Here is a 4,222-nt window from a genome sequence, read left to right on the forward strand (position 1 = left end):
TGCCCGCCTGCGCCAGCGTGCCGCCGATGGCACAACCCAGGGCGCCTGCGCCCAGAACCGCGATGTTCACTGTCTGTCTCCTGTGGAATGGGGCGAATTCTGGGTTGCTCCTGGTATTCCGTCTATCGAATGAATTCAATACACTTCATTGCATTTCGCAATACATACGCCGACGCATGAGCCTGGACATCCCGCTGATCGACATCAAGCTGCTGCGCCTGCTGGACACGCTGCACAGCACCGGCAGCGTCACCCGTACCGCCGAGCTGCTGGGCCAGAGCCAGCCCACCATCAGCATCGGGCTGGGCCGTCTTCGCGAGCAATTGGGCGACCCGCTGTTTGTGCGCACGCCGCAGGGCATGCAGCCCACGCCGCGCACCGAGGCACTGATGGACACCGTGCGCGAGGTGCTCGACGGCCTGCGCCGGCTTTCAGCGCCCGAAGCGGCGTTTGAGCCCGCCACGGCCCGGCGCGGGTTTCGCATCTTCATGACGGACGCGAGCCACATCACCTTGCTGCCACGCCTGTTCACCCACGTGCGGGCGTTGGCGCCACACGTGCAGCTGGAGGCGGCCTCGATCCATCCGGGCATCGCCCAGGCGCTGGAATCGGGTGAGGCCGACCTGGCGCTGGGGCTCATCCCGCGACTGGACGCGGGTTTTTTCCAGCAGGCGCTCTTCATCCAGGATTGGGTCTGCCTGGCCAATGCGAGACATCCGCGCATCAAGGGGCGCCTCACGCTGGCCCAGTACAAGCGCGAGTCCCATGCGGGCATCGTGTCCGGGACAGGCCAGCTGCTGCTCGAAAAAGCCATGTCCGAGCGCGAGATTCAGCGACAGGTCAGCCTGAAGTTGCCGGGGTTCCTGGGCCTGTCCGCCATCCTGTCCACGAGCGATCTGCTGGCGACGCTGCCAAGGCACATCGGCGAAACGCTGGCCCGATCGGCGGGGCTCCAGGTGCTTCCGTGCCCGGTGCCGATCCCCACCTTTGTGGTCAAGCAACATTGGCACGCCCGGTTCCAGCACGATCCGGCCAACCGCTGGTTGCGCGGGGTGTGCGCCGAGCTGTTCATGGACACCACCAGGGTGATGTCCGCAGACGCTTGATGGACCGCCATTCAATTTCTACCCTTTGGAGAACTGCCCAGTGAGTCAAGAGTGGCTTTTCTGGATGTTTGGTGTTGCCGCGTTTCTGGTGGGGCTGTCCAAGGGTGGGCTGCCGGCCATCGGCATGCTGGCGGTGCCGGTGACCTCGCTGGCCATGTCGCCGGTCAAGGCCGCCACGATGCTGCTGCCCATCTACGTGTTGTCGGACGTGGTGGCCGTGTGGCTGTACCGCAAGGACTTCAGCGCGCCGAACCTCCGGGTGCTGATCCCGGCGGGCATTCTGGGGGTGCTGATCGGCTGGCTGCTGGCTTCGGTCGTGTCCGACCGGGCCGTGACGTTCTTGATCGGTGGCCTCGGCCTGGCGTTCTGCCTCAACGCCTGGTTGCGCCGAGGTGCATTGACCGAACCCGCGGTGCCATCGGCGCTCAGGGGCTGGTTCTGGGGATCGCTGGCGGGTTTCACCAGCTTCATCTCCCACGCGGGAGCGCCACCGTTTCAGATGTACGTGTTGCCGCAGAAGTTGCCCAAAGCGGTTTTTGCCGGCACCGCGACCATCGTGTTCGCGGTCATCAACGTCGCCAAGATCCTGCCCTATCAGCTGCTGCGCCCCTACTCCACGCAGGTGATGTGGGAGGCCGCCGGCCTGGTGCCGTTTGCGCTGGTGGGCACGGTGGTGGGGGCCTTCCTGACGCGCCGTCTGTCGGACCGATGGTTTTTTCTGTTTGTGCAGGTGAGCCTGTTTCTGGTGTCCGTGAAGCTCATCGCCAGCGCCATCGCGCCCTAGCGCGGGCCGTCGCCAAGTGTGCGGGTTCTGCGCCACACGGTTCATGGCCCCATCTGCGTGGACAGCCCGGCGGGAGCGGGGGGTGATGCGGGTTTACCCTGTACGATCCGTTTTTGTTGTTGCTCTGCTGTCCTGCCCGGACGGCCCCATGCCATGCCCCCAAAGACCGCCCACGCTTTTGCGTCGGCATTCTCTAAACCGATCGTCGAGTGCGCGCCCGAGCCCTGGAGCGGCCGGCTCGACCCCGATGGCCTGAAGCGGCCGGGGGGCTTGCTGATCGCGGCGCTGTTGCAGGGCGCAGCGGAGCGGGATCTGTCGCTGAGCGAGCTGGCCGCGGCCATGGGCGTGAGCTACTGGAGCCTGAGCCAGTTGCGCATCGGGTTCCGGCCCATCGAGGCGCTGGACGACGACGTGGCCCAGGCCAGCGCCGCGTTTCTCGACCTTCCGCCCATGACCATTCAGATGCTGGCGGGTCTGTTGGACCCGGCCGAGGCGCTGGCGTCGATGCCGCTGACGGGCGAAGACATCTGGCATGTGCGCCTGTTGCTCGACACCGAGCCGGCCGATCTGGTGCTGCTGCCCCCGCCCAACCGCTCGCGGCCCCTGCAGTCCCTGAGCGTGGACGAGCTGGCGGTGCTGCACCAGGAGCACGGCCGGAACACTTCGGTGTGTGAGACCGTGCGTGCCGAGCTGGCCTGCCGACCCTTGTCAAAGACCGAGCGTCTGCGGGCCGCGCTGGGCGCGACCGCCGAGGCCGCTGCCGAGCCGTCTCCAGCGGCCGCACCCCAACCGCCCATCCTGCGCTGTGCGTGCTGCCAGAAGCGTTTGCGCATTCCCCTGCTGGATGCCCCCGGCGAGGTGCGCTGCCCGACCTGCCAGACCGAGTACGCGGTGCACTGGCAGGCCACGGTGTGCCTGGTGCAGCGCATCGAGGCGCCGGAGGCGGAGAGCAACGCCGAAGACAGTGACGAGGGCGACGAAGGCCTGGATGATGGTGCTGCCGATGCCACGCCCTGGGCCGTGTTGGGTCTGGAAGAGGGCAGCCCCTGGGACGCCGTGGAACGCGCCCGCCGCGCGCTGCTGCAGCAGTACCACCCCGACCGCCTGGGCCATGTGTCGCCGCTGGTGCAGCGGCTCGCCGAGCGCGAGTTCAAGCGCGTGAGCGAGGCCTTTGAAACGCTGCGTTCGCAGCGTTGACCCACGGCCTCGCGCGCGCCGATCAGGCGGCCGTGAAGTGCGCGGCGTCCATCACCTTCAGGTCTTTCGCCACCAGCGGTGCAAATTCCATCTGGTCGAGGATGTCGCGCTGCAGATGAATGCCGGGAGCGATCTCGAACAGTTCGATGCCGTCGGGCGTGAGGCGGAAGCTGCCGCGTTCGGTGAGGTACAGCACCTCCTGCCCGCGCACCATGCCCTGCGGGCCGCTGAAGGTGATCTGGTCCACCTGCTTCACGAGCTTCCTCACCGCGCCCTGCTGCAGCACGCGCATCTGGCCGTCGCCGGTCTGCAGCTTCACGCCCTTGGCCGCCAGCGTGCCGCAGAACACCACCTTCTTCGCGTTCTGCGCGATGTCGATGAAGCCGCCGGGGCCGACCGTGACGCCGCCCAGGCGCGAGACGTTGACACTGCCTTCTGCGTCGAATTCGCCGAAGCCCAGGCAGGCCACGTCCAGCCCGCCGCCACCGTAGAAGTCGAACTGCGTCGCGGCGTCGAGCATGGCGGTGGCGTTGCGCGCGTAGCCAAACAGCACACCGTCCATCAGCGTGCCGCCGTAGGTGCCGTGTTCGATGGTCTGGTAAATGCGGTGCTGCTCGTTGCGCGCGGCGATCAGTTTGGCCACCGCGTCGGGCACGCCCACGCCGTAGTTGATGACCGGGCGCGCCTTGCCGGTGTTGAACAGCTCCACATGCGCACGGCGCGCCACGGCCTGGCGTTCGCTGAAGGCTTCCTGTGACGCGGCGACTTCGCGTGCGTGGTCCTCGGCCTCGCTCGCCGCGCGGGCCTCGCCGGTGAGTTCGCCGCTGAAGGCCGGATCGAAGGGGATGGCGTAGCTGGTCTGCTGGTTGGGGTCGACCACGATGGCGTCGACCCAGGCCGAGGGGATGCGCACCTCGCGCGCCTTGAGCGCGCCTTTGGGCAGCCGCTCCTTGACCTGCACGATTACCGTGCCGCCGCTGTTGCGCGCCGCCAGCGCGAGGGACTGCGCGTCGAGGTTGGCGGCCTCGTGTTCGAAGCTGATGTTGCCGTCCTCGTCGGCCGCGCTGGCGCGCACGATGGCGACATGGATGGGGAAGGGCTTGTAGCGCAGCCATTCGCGGCCGTCGATCTGGAT

4 protein-coding genes are annotated in these 4,222 nt (G+C 67.4%); 3 read left to right on the forward strand and 1 reads right to left on the reverse strand.

Annotated elements, in window-relative coordinates; all coding sequences use genetic code 11:
* Nucleotides 1-176: 176 nt before the first annotated feature.
* The 3 genes from IV088_RS02485 to IV088_RS02495 all read left to right on the forward strand — a co-directional run bounded on the left by IV088_RS02485 (nucleotide 177) and on the right by IV088_RS02495 (nucleotide 3,087).
* Nucleotides 177-1,106 carry a LysR family transcriptional regulator gene (locus IV088_RS02485; RefSeq protein ID WP_291097325.1) on the forward strand — a complete coding sequence of 310 codons (930 nt, stop codon included), beginning with the start codon at nucleotides 177-179 and terminating at the stop codon, nucleotides 1,104-1,106.
* A gap of 64 nt (nucleotides 1,107-1,170) precedes the next feature.
* Entirely contained in the window at nucleotides 1,171-1,890 is a 720-nt protein-coding gene (locus IV088_RS02490) for a sulfite exporter TauE/SafE family protein (protein WP_291097327.1), read from the forward strand.
* A gap of 153 nt (nucleotides 1,891-2,043) precedes the next feature.
* Nucleotides 2,044-3,087, forward strand: a complete 1,044-nt coding sequence (locus IV088_RS02495; RefSeq protein WP_291097329.1) for a J domain-containing protein — start codon at nucleotides 2,044-2,046, stop codon at nucleotides 3,085-3,087.
* 22 nt (nucleotides 3,088-3,109) lie between these two features.
* Here IV088_RS02495 and IV088_RS02500 read toward each other — a convergent pair.
* The coding region (locus tag IV088_RS02500; protein WP_291097331.1) for a CoA-transferase at nucleotides 3,110-4,222 on the reverse strand (1,113 nt) is incomplete at its 5' end.

Origin of the sequence: Hydrogenophaga sp. (assembly GCF_018780075.1) — a bacterium.
Classification (GTDB): Bacteria; Pseudomonadota; Gammaproteobacteria; order Burkholderiales; family Burkholderiaceae_C; genus Hydrogenophaga.

Bases quoted from the DNA above. Each gene is read 5' to 3' on its own strand.
- IV088_RS02485 (WP_291097325.1), top strand. From the start codon at position 177: ATGAGCCTGGACATCCCGCTGATCGACATCAAGCTGCTGCGCCTGCTG.
- IV088_RS02490 (WP_291097327.1), top strand. From the start codon at position 1,171: ATGTTTGGTGTTGCCGCGTTTCTGGTGGGGCTGTCCAAGGGTGGGCTG.
- IV088_RS02495 (WP_291097329.1), top strand. From the start codon at position 2,044: ATGCCCCCAAAGACCGCCCACGCTTTTGCGTCGGCATTCTCTAAACCG.